Raw genomic sequence first — 15,783 nt, forward strand, 5'->3', positions numbered from 1 at the left:
CCTCACTTAAGCGTGGAACTGATTTTGGCCGCGATATCGGCCGGCATCCAGGCCTGCCAGATGGCGGGCTGGCGCTTGAGGAACAGCTGGGCCAGCGCCGTCGCCTCCAGTTTTTTGGCCTCGCGCTCGGCCAGCAGGGCGTTGATCAGATCGACCGGCACGTTCATCCGCTCGAACAGCGCGGTCAGCGCCGGGTCGGCATCGTGGAAGGCGCGCGACACGCCCACCCGCAGCCGGTTGGGCGGATTGACGGTGCCGCAGGGGCGGCTGTTGTTCTGCGCGGTCAGCGTGTCCCAGCAGGCCTGCGAAAAGGCCGGTTCCTCCAGCCGGATGAATTTGTAGCGGCCCATCATCGCGGTCGGGCTCCAGTAGTAGAACAGCACCGGGCGGCCGCGCTGGACCGCCGAGGCGATCGCCGCGTCCAGCGCCGGCCCGGTGCCGGGACGGAAGTTGACGTAGCTGGCGTTCATGCCGTAGGCCTTGAGCTTTTGCGTGTTCACGCCCTGGCAGGTCCAGCCGGTCGGGCAGTTCAGGAAGCGGCCCTTGTCCGGCTCCTCGTCGTCCATGAACACGTCCTTGTAGCGCGCCAGGTCGGCCACCGAGCGCAGGCCGGGCGCCGCCGCCTTGATGCCGCGCCTGGCGTCGCCCTTGACCACGTACTCGGGCACATACCAGCCCTCGGACGAGTCCTTGATGATATCGCCCACCGCCACCACCTTGCCGGCCTTGGCGGCGTCGTTCCAGGCGGTGCTGCGGCCTATCCATTCCTCGGCGAAGACCTGGATGTCGTTGCGCGCCAGCGCCAGTTCCATCGCGATGCTGGTGCCGGGCAGGACGTCGGTCTTGCAACCGTAGCCCTGCTCGAGCACGTAGCGCATCACTTCGGTCAGGAAGCGCGCGCTCTCCCAGTTCAGTCCGGCGAAATTGACGGTCTTGCCGCCGGCGCACCAGCTCGAGGCCGGCGCCGCTGTTGCGGCAGCGGCAGCCGGCGCCGCAGCGGCCAGCGCCGCGCCGGCCAGCACCGCGGCGGCGATATCGCGATATGTTTTCATCAATGCCTCATCCACCAATGCCCGCCATCAGAAACGCGCCTTGACGCGCACGCCCACGGTGCGCGGCCGGGCCATGTAGATGGTGTCGCCGGGCTGCAGGCCGTTCGGATCGCGGGTCACGTCGACCACCTTGGTGCGGTTGTTCAGGTTGGTGCCGAACAGGCCGAACTCGTATTTGCCCGACTTGTAGGACAGCGCCGCGTTCAGCATACTCGACGATGGGATTTCCGCATAGTTGCTGCCGGTCGGCGCGAAGTCCGTGTACGAGTTGCCGCGATAGGAATAGGTCGCGGCGATGCCCACCTCGTCGCTGTTGGCCAGCGGCACCGTATAGTTGAACGACAGGCTGGCGGTCAGGCGCGGCGCGTACGGCGTGCGGGTGCCGGCCGGCGCCGATTGCGCCTCGAGCGGCGTGATGATGGCGGTCTTGGCCTTGGCGTCGGTGTAGGCCGCGTTGAAGCCCAGGCTCATGCGGCGCGCCAGCTTGACCATCGATTCGATTTCCAGACCCTGGCTGCGGATCTTGCCGGCGTTCTGCGTGTAGTAGTAGGAGCAGGGCAGGTAGTTGGCGACCTGTACTTTTTCCCAGTCGATCAGGAAGGCCGCCACGTTCAGGCTCACGCGCTGGTTGAGGAAGGTGTTTTTCGAACCCAGCTCATAGCTCCACAACTGGTCCGGGCCGAAGCTGGCCGGCGCCTGGATGCCGCACAAGGTTTGCGGCACCGGCTGGTTGTTGCCGCCGTAGCGGAAGCCCTTGCCGGCCTGGGCGTAGAGCAGGTGCTCGGGGTCCAGGTGGTAGGCGGCGGCGAAGCGCGGATTGCCGCCGCGCGCGCTGGCCTTGCTGCTGACGACGTTGGGCGTGCCGACCGGCGCATCGACCGTGGCCGCAGGCGTGTTGCCGTAGTAGCCGGTGAAGCGCAGCTTGAAGTCCTCGGACTCGGTGAACAGGCGCACGCCGGCCGTCAGGTCCAGCTTGTCCCACAGCGTGTAGGTCGCTTCGGCGAACAGCGCGGCCTGGCGCGAGCGCGACTCCTGGGTGCCGGAGAACTGGTCGTCCTTGTTGAAGGCCAGGTCGTTGACCAGCGAGCTGTAGCCGGGGAAACCGTAGGCGGCCGCGTAGCGCGCGTCCATGCCCGGGGTCGGCTCGTCCTCCCAGAAATCGCGCTTGCCGCTTTCGAGGAACAGGCCGCCGGTCCATTTCAGCGGGCCGGCGTCGGTCGAGTTGAGGCGGAATTCCTGGGCGAAGTCCTGCAGCTTGTTGGCGATCGTGTAGTCGGCCTGGATCAGGCTCTGGCCGGGGAAGATGAAGGCGGTGGTGTTGTATTCGTCCGATTTCTTGTACAGCGTCTTGCGGTGCACGAAGGTGGTCGACGACACCAGTTCCGCCCGGGCCAGCTTGTAGTTGACGGCCAGGTTGTACAGCTGCATGTCGTCCTTGGTCTTCTGCTCCGTCATGGCGCTGGTGGTGAACGGCGCCAGGCCGCTGAAGGCGCCGTTCAGGCCGCCGTCCATCGAGGAGGCGGTGATGCTGGCGTCCACCGTCAGGTCGGGCGAGGCCTGCAGGCGCATGGCCACGCGGCCCTGGTCGGTGTGGCTGTCGTTGGTGCGCTTGCCGTTCAGGACGTTCTTGACGTAGCCGCTGTCCTCGCCGGTGTAGCCGGTCACGCGCAGGCCCAGCACGCCTTCCTTGACGGGAACGTTGACCATGCCGCGCAGGTTGCCGTTGTTGCCGCCGTTGCCGGAGGTGCTGGAGCCGACCGCCTCGAACGAGCCGAACATCGAATCGGTATCGGGTTTTTGCGTGATCTGGCGTATCGTGCCGGCCATGGCGCCGGCGCCGTACAAGGTGCCCTGCGGCCCGCGCAGCACTTCGATGCGCTCCAGGTCCAGCACCTTGAGGTCGGGATTGCCGGACTTGAGCGTGACGGGCATGTCGTCGACGTACACCGCCACCAGCGAGGCGTCGGCGATTTCCGACGGCGTGATGCCGCGCACGACCAGGCCGCGCATGGTGATGTTGTTGACGCCGGGACCTTGCTCCTGCATGTCCACCGACGGTGCGAGGCGGGCGATGTCCGCCAGTCCGGACAGGCCGAACTTGGCCAGGCTTTCCGGCTTGATGGCGGTCAGCGCCATCGGCACCTGCTGGATTTCCTCGGCGCGGGCCGAGCGCGAAGCGGTCACCTCGATGCGCTCGATCTGGTCGGCGCGGTCGGCGGCCGGGGCGGCGGCACTGGCTGGCGCCGGCGCCTGCGTTTGCCCGGAAACGATGGCGCTGGCCGAAACCATCGCCAACGCACTCAACCCCATCAGTTTGTTCCCCATTTTGTCTTTCCTTCGTCTGGTCTGGATAGCTACATGAAATTGCACCATCACATGGCGGCGTGGCACCAAAATGGAGCGCCACTATGCCTTGCGGAGGCGAACTGAATTGCACTTGGCGACACATTGTCTATACATGCTAACTGCTGTTGTCTATACAATTAGCTGCGACAAACGTACAGAGCAGGATGCGTGCCAGGTATTCAAGGTCAACGGGGTGCGATAGCACGAGCTGACTGACTTGCCGTTTTGCCCGGTAAGGCAGGCCGGCGTCAGGTTGTTGCAGGGTGAAGCAAGGCTAACATTGCTATCCAGAGTTGTATAGACAATTTAATGATTGCAAGCTGCTTGTTGTATTTACGTCAGCCTGACTCGAGGGCAACGGGCAGCATGCTGCCGGCCGGCCGATGCGTCTGGCCGGCTGCCCCAGTGCGACGATGAACGCATGGTCTTATGGATTGGTGCCGGGATCCGCGGCATCGATGATGCCGGTTAGCGCGTCCGCGATGGTCTTGTCGTCGGCCACCGAGGGATGCCAATGGCAGCCGGTGAACGTCAGGCCGTTCACCGGGATGAACGCGACCCGGCTTTCGCCCGCCGCCTTCAGCCTGGCCACGACTGTTTTGAGTTCGGCCTGGATTTCTCCGTTGGCGCCATCGGTGGCCCAGAGAATAAAACGGGCCTGCGGATTGCGGGCGCGCAGCCCAAGGACGAATTCGACATACGCGGCCTCGTAATCGGCATGCAAGGCTTCCCTGGAGGCCCACTTTTCGCCCGGGTGGAGCGCGGTGGAAAAGTCATTGGTGCCGAGCGAGATGACGATCCACTTCGGTTGCCATGCGGCGGCGGTGTCGCGCTGGGCGTGGTCGAACAGGACATAGGGGTAGGCGGCGGGCAGCGTGTCGCCGGCGCCGCCGTCGAAGTTGCGTACCACGCCGCGGCCGGAAATGGCGTGGACCCGGTAGTCCGCGTTGTAGCGACGCGCCGTCAGCGCGCCGTAGCCCTGGCTGTTGTCGGTTTGCGCCCAGACCTGGTCCTGATTGCAGTCGCGCGTCGGCGAGATATTGCCGTAGCCGACAGTGTGGGAGTCGCCGATAAATTCGATCTGACGCGTGCGGCGCGCCATCGGCAAGGGCTGCGCGCCGTCGGGCAAGGCGAAGCCGCCGAACAGCCTGGGGCCGGACTGGTTCTCGCTGACCGATTCAATACGCACCGTATGCGCACCCGGGGCCAGTCCCCCGATCCGGTACCAGCCCGGCGCCGGCTTGACCATGTCCTCCAGCCGCGCCGAGTCGACCAGCACGTGCAGGATGACCTCACCCGGTTCGACCTTGAAATACAGTTCCCGGCCTTCGAATGCGGCCTCGAAGTAGATGCCGGGCCATTGATAGCGGTAGCCTGCGCCCTCGGGCGAGACGCGCCCGCTCACCGACGCCGGCAGCGCATGCAGGGAGGGTGGCGAGGGCGCGGCGACGATGGCGACCGGCGCCGGAGCGGCATGGGCGGCGCCCGCGATCAAGGCGCTCGCGAGCGCCATTGCGATAGGTGTTCTCATGCCTGATGCCTTATTCGAACTGGATGCGGGTGATGTAGTAGGCGCTGTAGGGGTTGGCCAGTCCCTGCACGCAGATGCCGTCGATGGTCTTGCCCTCGACGCCGAGATCCTTGAGCGGCACCTCGACCAAGGCCCAGGTCTTCGCCTTGGCGACGATCTGGAAATTCGACTCGACGGGCTTGCCGTCCACCATGGCCTTGATCAGCAGCGCCTGGCCGCCGTTCGTCCCGCCGTTGATGCTGAAGGTCAGCTTGCTCAAGCCTTGCGTGGAGAAGGCGTCGTGGTGCAGGGCCAGGGCGCTCCAGGGATCGCCCTCGACCTTGATCGGCTTGGCGCCGCCGGCCGGCACGGCCAATTGGACCTTGGCCCAGCTCCAGTTCTGCCAGCCGTTTTGCAGCCCATCGTCGTAGGCGACGAGCGTCTGGGCCAGCGCCGCGCCGCTGGCGAGGAACGCAATCTGGGCGATCGCCATGGCGATGGCGGCTTTTTTAAATTTTCTCATTCATGGTCTCCTTATGATGTGGCGACTATCTTGTCGCGTTGAACCCCCAGCCTTCATTATTATATTGTCCAAGCCGCTTTCGCCGGTCAAACGATGCGGCAAAATGGCCGCGAATTTAGCGCTTACGCATTAAACACCGCCCGCTTGGTGAATTTCGTAATTGAGATGTCTGCGCGCCGGGCTCAGAATGACGGCAGAAAAACTATTTCACGAGACATGAAGACGACACGACGCAGTTTTATGGTGTCCATGGGCCTAGCCATGGCGTTTCCAGGGTTGGCTGGAGCCAGGGTGCAAGCCGATACGCGCGACGCGCAGGAGCGTCTGTCGCTGTGGTACGACCAGGCGGCCGGGCCGTGGGTGGAAGCGCTGCCGGTCGGGAATGGCCGCCTTGGCGCCATGAGTTTCGGCCGTGTCGCCCAGGAGCGCGTTCAGCTCAACGAGGACACGCTGTTTGCCGGCGGTCCCTATGATCCCAACAATCCCCGTTCGCTGGAGGCGCTGCCGCGGGTGCGCGCCTTGATAGACCAGGGCAAATATGCGGAAGCGGCGGAGCTGATCGACGCGTCCATGATGGGCATGCCGAAGACGCAGATGCCATACGGCGCCGCCGGCGACCTGCTGCTCGACTTCGACGGGCTGTCCGGCGCCGGCGATTATCGCCGCTGGCTCGATCTCGACAGCGCCGTCTGCGGCACCCGCTTCACCAACGGCAAAGTGCAGTACCGCCGCGAGGTCTTCGCCAGCCAGCCGGACCAGGTGATCGCGATACGCCTGACCTCCACCGGGGGCGCGATGAATTTCGATGTCGGCTACCGCCATCCCGGCGAAGTCGGTTACGGCGCCACCGATTACACCGGCGGCAAGACCGCCGCCGCTGCCGCGCCGGTGCCGTGGGGCCACCGTGAACCGCTGCGCGCGGAGCTGCGGCCGGAAGGCCTATCCCTGCGTTCGGACGGCGCCGACGCATTGCTGATTGAAGGCCGCAATATCGGCGCCGCCGGCGTCGCGGCGGCGCTGCGCTACGCGGTGCGGGTGAAGGCGCTCGGCGACGGCAGGATCGCTGTGCGGGGCGACCGCATCGAGGTGCGCGGCGCCAGCACGGTCACGCTGCTGGTCGCGGCGGCCACCAGCCATGTCAGTTTCGCCGACGTGGGCGGAGACCCGGTATCGCTGGTGCGCAAACACAGCGAAGCCGCCGCCGCAAAGCCCTATGCGCGGCTGCGCGGCGCGCACGTTCAAGCGCACCAGGCGCTATTTCGCAGGTTGTCGCTGCGCATAGGTTCCGGCGAGGCCGACGCAAGGCCGACCAACCAGCGCATCGCCGTGGCGGAAAAGCAGGCCGACCCCGCGCTGGCGGCGCTGTACGTGCAATACGGCCGCTATCTGCTGCTGTCCTCGTCGCGGCCCGGCAGCCAGCCGGCCAACCTGCAGGGCCTGTGGAACGAGGGCACCAATCCGCCATGGGGCAGCAAGTACACCATCAACATCAACACGCAGATGAACTACTGGCCGGCGGAATCGGCCAATCTGGGGGAATGCGTGGAACCGCTGTTGCGCATGGTCGAGGATCTGGCGGTGACCGGCGCCGTCACCGCGCGCAAGGGGTATGGCGCGCGCGGCTGGGTGGCGCACCACAATACCGATCTGTGGCGCGCTACCGCGCCCATCGACGGTCCGCTGTGGGGCATGTGGCCGTGCGGCGGCGCGTGGCTGTGCCAGGCCTTGTGGGATCACTACGACTACCACCGGGACGAAGCCTGGCTGCGCCGCATCTATCCGCTGCTGAAGGGGGCGTCGCTGTTCTTTGTCGATGCGCTGGTCGAGGATCCGCAGGGCAGGGGATTGGTGACCTCGCCTTCGATCTCGCCGGAGAACCAGCACCATCACGGCGTGGCCACCTGCGCCGGCCCGGCCATGGACCGCCAGATCATCCGCGACCTGTTCGGCTGGACGCTGCAGGCGCACGCGCTGCTCAAGGACAGCGACGCCGCCTTCGCCGCCGAAGTCCAAGCCAGGCGCGCGCGCCTGCCGGCCGACCGCATCGGCGCGCAGGGGCAGCTACAGGAATGGCTGGAGGACTGGGACGCCGGCGCGCCGGAGCAGCAGCATCGCCACGTGTCGCACCTGTACGGCGTTTATCCGAGCGGGCAAATCAACGTGCGCGACACGCCGGACCTGATCGCCGCGGCCAAGGTCACGCTCAACACGCGCGGCGACAAATCCACCGGCTGGGCCACCGCGTGGCGGCTGGCGCTGTGGGCCCGGATGGGCGAGGGCGAACGCGCCTACGGCATCTTGCAAGGCCTGCTTGGACCGGAACGCACCTATCCCAACATGTTCGACGCCCATCCGCCATTCCAGATCGACGGCAATTTTGGCGGCGCGGCTGGCATTCTTGAGATGCTGGTGCAATCGTGGGGAGGCGAGATCCGCCTGCTGGCGGCGTTGCCCAAGGCGTGGCCGGACGGTGCGCTGCATGGCGTCCGGGTGCGCGGCGGCGTGGAGCTCGACCTGGACTGGTCGCAAGGCCGTCTGCGCCAGCTGCGGCTGCGCGGCCAGGCGCACCAGCGGCTTAAAATCCGCTACGGCGAACGTCTGAGCGAGATCACGCTGGATGCCCAAGGGCGCGCAAGGTTGACGGGCTAAACCCACAGCATCAGCGTGTTGGCGACCGCCTGCATGGCCGGCACGCAGCGGGCGATCGCTTCCTTGCGGCTGCCGTGGCTGGCCGCCATCGATGTCGACAGCGCGCCCACCACGTCGCCGACGCGGTTCTTGACCGGCACCGAGATGCCGCGCAGCCCCATCTCGTACTGGTTCTCGGTCGAGCCGAAACCGTCTTCGCGTATCGCGACGATCTCGCGGAACAGCTGGTCCTTGTCGGTCACCGTCAGGTGGGTGTAGGCGATCAGCGTGATCCGGTCCAGGTAGGCGTGCAGCGCGTCGTCGCTGAGTGAGGACAGCAGCACCCGGCCGGCGGTCGAGGTGTAGGCCGGCAGCCGCATGCCGGGATCGAAGCCGGCCAGCAGGATGCGCGGCGCGTTGACGCGGCTGACATAGACCACGTCGTCGCCGTCGAGCAGCGAATAATTGGTCGATTCCTGCAGCTGGTTGGTCAGCCTTTGCAGATAGGGCACCACGGCGCGCGGCAGGCGTGCCGAATCAACATAGGCGTGGCCGATGCTGAGCACACTGGGGCGCAGCCAGAACGTGCGGCCGTCGGTGGCCGCCATGCCCAGGTGGACCAGCGTCAGCAGATAACGCCGCGCCGCCGTGCGGCTCAGCGCCACCTTTTCGCCCAGCTCGGTCGGCGTCAGCCGCACCGATTCGTGGTCGAAGGCGCGTATCACCTCCAGTCCCTTGATCAGGCCCTCGATCTGGTCGCGTTTGGCGACCACCACATCCTGCAAAGCACTCTTCTTCATCGCCAGCCCCTTTGTTTGCGCGATTATCGCGCAATTTGCGCGTTCAACGCAATATTCACCGTTTTGCGGGCTGTTTTTCGACGCCCGGCTTTTCTACACTGGCCTCATTCAATCAGGCGAGGATCACCATGACGGCACATGAACACAACCCGGAACCGCACAATCCGCTCGGCATAGACGGCATCGAGTTCGTCGAATATGCCAGCGCGCAGCCGCTGGCGTTCGGCGCGCTGCTGGAGCAGTTCGGCTTCGTGGCCACCGCCCGCCACCGCTCGCGCGAGGTGACGCTGTACCGCCAGGGCGGCATGAACGTGATCGTCAACGCCGACCCGCGCGCCTTGCCGCAATCGGGCACCGATCCGCAGTCGACCGTCGTCAGCGCCATCGCGCTGCGGGTGCGCGACGCCGATGCCGCCTACCGCCACGCGATCGAGCTGGGCGCCTGGGCGATCCAGACCCGCGCCGGCGTGATGGAACTGAACATACCGGGCGTGCACGGCGCCGGCGACTCCATCCTGTATTTCGTCGACCGCTTCCGCGACTTTTCGATCTACGACGTCGACTTCAAGCCGATACCCAACGCACCCGCCAACCCGCCGGCGCTGGCCGGCCTGCATTTCTTCGGCGTGGTGCAAGCCATCGGCGCCGGCCGCGCGCCCGAGTGGATCGACTTCTACCAGCAGCTGATGGACTTCCGGGTGCTGCCGGAAGGGCGCTACTTCGGCGTGGTGCCGAAAGGGACGCTGCTGGAGAGCCCGTGCCACGGCTTCTACCTGCAACTGGTCGAGCCGCCCGAAGGCGCGGCCGGCCTGCAATGGGGCGAGCAGCTGATACGGGTGGGCTTCGGCGCGCCGGACGTGCTGGCGGCGGTGCGCGCGCTGCAGCAAAGGGGCATCGTGTTCATCGACCGCGCACCGGCGCAGTCCAACGAACGCGGCGCATTGACACAACTGTACAAGGGTGGCGTCAGCTTCGAGCTGGTCGTCAGCCACCTGGAGAAGAACCATGATTGAGATTTCCGGCACTACGCGCATTTTCCCCGTGATCGGCTGGCCGGTCGAGCAGGTCAAGGCGCCGGCGCTGTTCAACGCCTATTTCCAGCGCCACGGCATCGATGCACGGGTGGTGCCGCTGAAGGTGCCGCCCGAGTCCTACACCGCCGCCGTGCGGCTGCTGATGTCCTTTCCCAACGTGGGCGGCATCTTCGTCTCCATCCCGCACAAGCCGATGAGCGTCGGCGCGGTGGACCTGCCCAGCCCGTGCGCGCTGCTGGCCGGCGCCTGCAACGCCATCTACAAGGACGGGCAGGGCCGGATACTGGGCGACCTGATCGACGGCGTGGGCTTCATCCGCGCCCTCGACCGCACCTGCGGCGCCGCGCCGCTGGACTGGGCCGCGTCGCGCGCGCTGGTGGTCGGCAGCGGCGGCGTCGGTTGCGCGGTGGCCTATGCGCTGGCCGAGCGCGGCATCGGCGAGGTGGCCCTCTACGATACCCGGGACGACCAGGCGCAGGCCTTGCGGCAGCGCCTGCGCCTGGCCTTTCCCGGCACGCGGATCGGGATCGCGCCGCCGGCCGCCGCCGGCTTCGACCTGGTGGTCAACTCGACGCCGCTCGGCATGCACGCCGACGATCCGCTGCCGATCGATCTGCGCGGCGTGTCGCCGCACTGCATCGTGGCCGATTGCGGCATGAAGATAGAGATGAGCCGCCTGCTGCGCCAGGCGCAGGAACTGGGCTGCCGCATCCAGAAGGGCAAGGAGATGCTGATCGAGCAGGCGCCCCTGTACCTGGAGCTGTTCGGCTGGCCCGGCGTGTCGTCCGACGCCTTCCGCGCGCTGGAGGCCCTGTGAACCTCTCCAACTTCGGCATGGACAGCATCACCCTGGCCGGTCCGCTGGAAGCGAAGCTGCGCGCCTCGCGCGCGGCGGGCTTCAGCCAGATCATGTTGTGGGCGCGCGACCTGGCCGGCCATCCGGGCGGGCTGGACGAGGCGGTGCGCGTGGTGAAAGCCAGCGGCGTGCGCGTGACCGGCATCCAGGTGATGCGCGACTACGAGGGCCTGGACGGCGCGCTGCACGAATACAAGCTCGATATCGCGCGCCAGATGCTGCTGGTGTGCCGGGCTGTGAGCGCGCCGCTGCTGATGGTCTGCTCCAGCACCTCCAGCCACGCCAGCGGCGACATGCGCCTGATCGCGCGCCATCTGGCCAAGCTGGCCACGCTGGCGGTGCCGCTGGGCGTGCGGGTGGGCTACGAGGCGCTGTCCTGGGGCCGCCATGTCAACCAGTACGAGCAGTCGTGGGAGGCGGTGGAACTGGCCGACCACGCCAACCTGGGCGTGGTGATCGACTCCTTCCACATGCTGGCCGACCAGGCCTGCCTGGATGGGCTGGAGGACATCCCTAGCCACAAGATCGCCATGGTGCAGCTGTCCGACTTCATGTGGCGCGACATCCGCAGCGCCGAGGAGCGGCTGGAGACGGCGCGCCATCTGCGCGTGTTCCCCGGCGAGGGCGCGCACTCGGGTGAGCTGACCGACCTGCTGCGCCGGCTCGACCGCGGCGGCTATCGCGGCGACTACAGCTTCGAGGTGTTCAACGACGACTACCTGCAGCTGGCGCCGGAGATCGTCGGCCAGCGCGCCCACCGCGCCGCCAAATGGGTCACCGACCAGGTGTTGCGCCGCAGCCTGGAAGTGCGGCGCACGACCGCCGCCCATCCGACCATGGCCTAGGAGCGACGACGATGCGACCTCCAGGCCAGACCGTGATGGTGTTGAACGGTCCCAATCTGAATCTGCTCGGCCAGCGCGAGCCGGCCGTGTACGGCGCGGCCACGCTGGCCGACGTCGAGCGCCTGTGCGCCGCCGCCTGCGAGCGGCACGGCTACGCGCTGGACTTCCGCCAGTCCAACCACGAGGGCGTGCTGGTCGACGCCATCCATGCGGCCGGCGCGGCGCAGGCGCAGGGCACGCTGGCCGGCGTGGTGTTCAACGCCGGCGCCTATACCCACACCTCGGTGGCGCTGCACGACGCCATCAAGGGCGCGGATGTACGGGTGATCGAACTGCACATCTCCAACGTCCATGCGCGCGAACCGTTCCGCCATCACTCGTGGCTGTCGCCGGTGGCGCAGGGCGTGATGGCCGGCTTCGGCGTGCGCGGCTACGCGCTGGCGATCGCCGCGCTGGCCGAGGATTAAGAAAAAAACGAAGCCCCTCGCTTCGCGGCAGTACCGGGGGAACCACAACCATATGAAGTGAATAAAACGGAGACAGAATGAAGAAGCAAGCAATCGCGCTGGCCTGCATGGCGACATGGCAGGCTGCCGCCCAGGCGCAGTCCAACGTCACCATCTACGGCAACTTCGACGAGTACCTGGGCTATATCCGCAGCAGCAGCGGCGGCCATATCACGGGCCTGAACGACGGCGCCGTGCTGCGCAGCCGTCTCGGCTTCCGAGGCACGGAGGATGTGGGCGGCGGCTACAAGGTCAAGTTCGCGCTGGAGCAAGGCATCAACGCCGACACCGGCACCGGCGCCGACAGCACCCGCCTGTTCGACCGCCAGGCCTGGGTCGGCATCGAGGCGCCCAGCGGCGAATACCGCATCGGCCGCCAGAACACGGAGATCTTCCTGATCGGCGGCGCCATCGACTACACCGAGCGCACCACCTTCGGCTCGCTGTTCAACACCTTCGGCATTCCCTCGCGCTACGACAACGACCTGTCCTACCGCTCGCCGCGGCTGGCCGGGGCGCAGCTGGTGCTGCATTATGCGCTGCCGGAAAACGGCGGCGCCACGCGCGGCAACAGCCCGATCTACCAGCTGGCGCTGGACTACCGCAACGGCCCGTACCGCGCCGGCTATGCGGGCCTGCAGGCAAGCCCCAACAGCGTCACCGCCACGGTGCGCGACAAGGTGGTGTATCACAACGTCTACGCCGACTACCAGTACGGCAGCGGCACCATCTATCTGGCCGCGGCGCGCAGCAACAATTCCACCTCCAGCGCCAACGGCCTGAATGCCGGCGTCATTCTCAACAACGTCAGCAATCCGAACAACTTCTTCGCCGGCACCGACCGCAACGCGGCCCGCTACTACAACTTCTACCAGTTGTCGGCCGACTACCGCGTCAGCAGCGCGCTGAGGATAGGCGCCCTGTACGGCATCATCAAGGACACCTCCGGCGGCAATGCCGGCGCGCGTGGCGCCAACGCGGGCGCCTACTACGAGCTGTCCAAACGCACCACGCTGTACGGCTTCGCCAGCGTGATGCAGAACCAGGCCAACGCCGGCTTCCGCTTCAGCGGTTCGGCCGGACCGTCGGCCAACCTGGCGGGCGCCGACATCAACGGCAAACATCTGACCGGCCTGCAGGCCGGCATCCTGCACAAGTTTTAATCCAACTACAATAATCAACTGGAGGACGACATGACAACAGCAACAGCAAAACGAGGCAAGGCGGCAGCCGGCGCCGCGGTGGAACCGCCACGATCGCCGCGCAAGGCCGCCTTTGCCAGCTGGATCGGCAGCGCGGTCGAGTACTACGATTTCTTCATCTATGGCACGGCGGCGGCACTGGTGTTCGGCAAAATCTTCTTCCCCGCCTTCGACCCGGCGGCGGCGACGGTGGCCGCCTTCGCCACCTTCGGCGTCGGCTACGTCACGCGGCCGATAGGCGCGGTGCTGTTGGGCCATATCGGCGACCGCTACGGCCGCAAGCGGGTGCTGACCTTCACCCTGCTGCTGATGGGGATTTCCACCTTCCTGGTCGGCCTGCTGCCGACCTACGGCCAGGTCGGCATCGCCGCGCCCATCATGCTGGTGGCGCTGCGCATGCTGCAAGGCTTGTCGGCCGCCGGCGAGCAGGCCGGCGCCAACTCGATGACGCTGGAGCACGCGCCAGCCCACCGGCGCGCCTTCTTCACCAGCTTCACGCTGAGCGGCACGCAGGCCGGCCTGATCCTGGCGACGCTGGTGTTCCTGCCGCTGTCCGCGCTGCCGGAGGAGCAGCTGCTGTCCTGGGGTTGGCGCATTCCCTTCTTCCTGAGCGCGATCGTGGTGGCTGTCGGCATCTGGGTGCGCCGCACCTTGCCGGAAACGCCGGCCTTCGCCGAAGAGTCCAGCCACCAGCCCAGCCGCATGCCGGTGGCGCTGCTGTTCCGCGAGCACAAGGCCAATCTGCTGCGGGTGATCTTCGCCGCGCTGGTGTCGGTGGTGAGCACGATCTTCAGCGTCTTCACGCTGTCGTACGCGGTCAACACCATGCACATACCGCGCACCACCATGCTGACGGTGCTGGTGCTGGCCAACGTGCTGGCGCTGGGGGCGATCCCGATGTTCGCCGCGCTGTCGGACCGTATCGGCCGCAAGCCGGTGTTCATCTTCGGCGCGCTGGGATCGGCGGCGTTGATCTGGCCCTATATGTGGAGCATCAGCACCGTCAACCTGCCGCTGGTGTTCATCTTCGGCCTGCTGCTGTCGGGCGTGGTGTACAGCGCCGCCAACGGCGTCTGGCCGTCGCTGTACGGCGAGATGTTCAGTACCCGCGTGCGTTTGTCGGGCATGGCGATCGGCACCCAGATCGGCTTCGCGCTGGGCGGCTTCGCGCCGACCATCAGCGCCTCGATCCTGCAGCCGGGGCCGGGGGGCTGGATACCGGTGGCCGCTTTCGTGACGGCCACCAGCGTGGTGGCGGCGATCTCGGTGGCGACGGCGCGCGAGACCTACAAGGTGCCGATGCATGAATTAGGCCAGGCCGCCTGACTTGACCTCGCCTTGCTTCCGATGTCAGACTTAAGCCTGCCCAAAGAACCGACAGGAAAATATGAAGTCACTGATATCCGGGCTGAAGCTCATTGGCGCGATTTCGGCACTGGTGGCGGCGCAGGCCGGCGCCGCCACCCTGATTGCGCCCGGCGACAGCCATCTGCTGTACACCGGCCGGGTGGACTGGCGCAATGCCGCCGCCCCCGTGTTGACCTGGCCGGGATCGAGCGTCGAAGCCCGGTTCACCGGCAGCTCCCTGGCGGTGCGGCTGGACGACCAGCTTGGCCACAATTTCTTCAGCGTTTACCTCGACGGGAATCTGGAGCGCCCGGTGGTGCTGCAGGCGGACAAGGGCGAACGCTCGTACGTGGTGGCCACCGGCCTGGCGCCCGGTCCGCATTTCTTCCTGCTGACCAAGCGTACCGAAGGCGAGGAGGGCGGCACCACTTTCGCAGGCCTGGAACTGGCCGACGGCGGCACGCTGCTGGCGCCACCGCCGCGCAAGCAGCGCAAGATCGAATTCTTCGGCGACTCGATCACCAGCGGCATGGGCGACGAATCGCCCGACGACGGCCCCGATCATCTGGCGAAGGACAAGAACAACTTCCTGTCCTTCGCGGGGATCACCGCACGCAACCTCGATGCGGAAGCGCACTTCATCTCGCAAAGCGGTATCGGCGTGATGATCAGCTGGTTCCCCTTCACCATGCCGGTCTATTTCGACCAGTTGAACGGCGCGGGCAAGAACGATTCCAAATGGGATTTCAGTTCATGGACACCGGACGTGGTGGTCATCAACCTGCTGCAGAACGACAAATGGCTGATCGACCGGGAGAAGAAACTGACCCCGGCGCCGGACGACGCCGAGCGCGTGCAGCGCTACCGCGCCTTCGTGCAGGAGATCCGCAAGCGCTATCCGCGTGCCTATATCGTTTGCGCGCTGGGCAGCATGGACGCCACGCAGCCGGGGTCGAAGTGGCCCGATGTCGTACGCTCGGCCGTCGCGCAGATCGAGCGCGATACCGGCGACGCCAGGATCGCGACGCTGATGTTTCCCTTCACCGGCTATCAGGGGCATCCGCGCGTGAAGCAGAACCGGGCCAATGCCGCCTTGCTGACGGCGTTCATCCGGCAAAAGCTCGGCTGGTAGCG

General features: G+C 66.5%; 13 protein-coding genes. 8 read left to right on the plus strand and 5 right to left on the minus strand.

Translation table 11 applies throughout. From position 1 onward, the window contains the following. Positions 1-2: 2 nt before the first annotated feature. From ACCD07_RS16395 to ACCD07_RS16410, 4 genes are all read right to left on the minus strand, one after another. Positions 3-1,052 carry an ABC transporter substrate-binding protein gene (locus ACCD07_RS16395; protein ID WP_176650236.1) on the minus strand — a complete coding sequence of 350 codons (1,050 nt, stop codon included), beginning with the start codon at positions 1,050-1,052 and terminating at the stop codon, positions 3-5. 27 nt (positions 1,053-1,079) lie between these two features. Beyond that, positions 1,080-3,377, minus strand: a complete 2,298-nt coding sequence (locus tag ACCD07_RS16400; RefSeq protein ID WP_176650237.1) for a TonB-dependent receptor domain-containing protein — start codon at positions 3,375-3,377, stop codon at positions 1,080-1,082. A gap of 448 nt (positions 3,378-3,825) precedes the next feature. After that, positions 3,826-4,929 carry a GDSL-type esterase/lipase family protein gene (locus tag ACCD07_RS16405; RefSeq protein ID WP_413447954.1) on the minus strand — a complete coding sequence of 368 codons (1,104 nt, stop codon included), beginning with the start codon at positions 4,927-4,929 and terminating at the stop codon, positions 3,826-3,828. A gap of 10 nt (positions 4,930-4,939) precedes the next feature. Beyond that, positions 4,940-5,431, minus strand: a complete 492-nt coding sequence (locus ACCD07_RS16410; RefSeq protein ID WP_413447955.1) for a hypothetical protein — start codon at positions 5,429-5,431, stop codon at positions 4,940-4,942. 291 nt (positions 5,432-5,722) lie between these two features. Here ACCD07_RS16410 and ACCD07_RS16415 point away from each other — a divergent pair, with 291 nt between their 5' ends. After that, positions 5,723-8,080, plus strand: a complete 2,358-nt coding sequence (locus ACCD07_RS16415) for a glycosyl hydrolase family 95 catalytic domain-containing protein (RefSeq protein ID WP_413447956.1) — start codon at positions 5,723-5,725, stop codon at positions 8,078-8,080. Here the strand turns inward: ACCD07_RS16415 and ACCD07_RS16420 are convergent. Beyond that, the gene (locus tag ACCD07_RS16420) at positions 8,077-8,859 is read right to left on the minus strand and encodes an IclR family transcriptional regulator C-terminal domain-containing protein (protein ID WP_176650241.1); all 783 of its coding nucleotides are present in this window, start codon (positions 8,857-8,859) and stop codon (positions 8,077-8,079) included. The genes ACCD07_RS16415 and ACCD07_RS16420 overlap by 4 nt on opposite strands. Before the next feature lie 128 nt (positions 8,860-8,987). Between ACCD07_RS16420 and ACCD07_RS16425 the strand changes: the two genes are divergently transcribed. From ACCD07_RS16425 to ACCD07_RS16455, 7 genes are all read left to right on the plus strand, one after another. After that, a complete protein-coding gene (locus ACCD07_RS16425) occupies positions 8,988-9,872 on the plus strand; it encodes a 4-hydroxyphenylpyruvate dioxygenase (RefSeq protein ID WP_176650242.1) in 885 nt (294 codons plus the stop codon). Beyond that, positions 9,865-10,710, plus strand: a complete 846-nt coding sequence (locus ACCD07_RS16430; protein WP_176650243.1) for a shikimate dehydrogenase family protein — start codon at positions 9,865-9,867, stop codon at positions 10,708-10,710. Before ACCD07_RS16425 ends, ACCD07_RS16430 begins: the two co-directional genes overlap by 8 nt. Continuing rightward, positions 10,707-11,594 (plus strand): sugar phosphate isomerase/epimerase family protein, encoded by an 888-nt coding sequence (locus ACCD07_RS16435; protein WP_413447957.1) that lies wholly within the window; start codon positions 10,707-10,709, stop codon positions 11,592-11,594. Before ACCD07_RS16430 ends, ACCD07_RS16435 begins: the two co-directional genes overlap by 4 nt. Positions 11,595-11,605: 11 nt before the next feature. Beyond that, positions 11,606-12,061 carry a type II 3-dehydroquinate dehydratase gene (gene aroQ / locus ACCD07_RS16440; protein WP_413447958.1) on the plus strand — a complete coding sequence of 152 codons (456 nt, stop codon included), beginning with the start codon at positions 11,606-11,608 and terminating at the stop codon, positions 12,059-12,061. Positions 12,062-12,138: 77 nt separating this feature from the next. Next, positions 12,139-13,263, plus strand: a complete 1,125-nt coding sequence (locus tag ACCD07_RS16445; RefSeq protein ID WP_413447959.1) for a porin — start codon at positions 12,139-12,141, stop codon at positions 13,261-13,263. A gap of 30 nt (positions 13,264-13,293) precedes the next feature. Beyond that, positions 13,294-14,628 carry an MFS transporter gene (locus ACCD07_RS16450; protein ID WP_176650247.1) on the plus strand — a complete coding sequence of 445 codons (1,335 nt, stop codon included), beginning with the start codon at positions 13,294-13,296 and terminating at the stop codon, positions 14,626-14,628. A gap of 61 nt (positions 14,629-14,689) precedes the next feature. Beyond that, the gene (locus ACCD07_RS16455; RefSeq protein WP_413447960.1) at positions 14,690-15,781 is read left to right on the plus strand and encodes an SGNH/GDSL hydrolase family protein; all 1,092 of its coding nucleotides are present in this window, start codon (positions 14,690-14,692) and stop codon (positions 15,779-15,781) included. Positions 15,782-15,783: the final 2 nt, after the last annotated feature.

Origin of the sequence: Duganella sp. Dugasp56, assembly GCF_047304105.1 — a bacterium.
In the GTDB taxonomy this organism is placed as follows: domain Bacteria; phylum Pseudomonadota; class Gammaproteobacteria; order Burkholderiales; family Burkholderiaceae_D; genus Rugamonas; species Rugamonas hordei.